1 protein-coding gene is annotated in these 261 nt (G+C 59.0%); it reads left to right on the forward strand.

Annotated elements, in window-relative coordinates:
- Positions 1-53: 53 nt before the first annotated feature.
- A partial coding sequence (locus tag SB717_RS37115) for a CoA transferase (RefSeq protein WP_410908098.1) occupies positions 54-261 on the forward strand: 208 nt, incomplete at its 3' end.

Here is a 261-nt window from a genome sequence, read left to right on the forward strand (position 1 = left end):
CCTCTGGCTGGGGGCAGGATGGGCCGCTCTCGCACCTGCCGGGACTGGATATCATGGCGCAAGCTCGCAGCGGTCTGATGAGTATCACTGGCTACCCCGATTTGCCCCCGGTGAAGGTTGGAGTGCCGATATGCGACCTCACCACAGCTCTTTATGTTTCCCTTGGGATCACGGCTGCACTCTACGAGCGGAATGCCTCTGGAATTGGCCAGTACATTGATGTCTCGCTGATGGAGTCAGGAGTGTCCTTTGCGGTGTGGG

The sequence above is a fragment of the Priestia sp. SIMBA_032 genome, from assembly GCF_046535215.1.
Lineage (GTDB): Bacteria > Bacillota > Bacilli > Bacillales > Bacillaceae_H > Priestia > Priestia aryabhattai.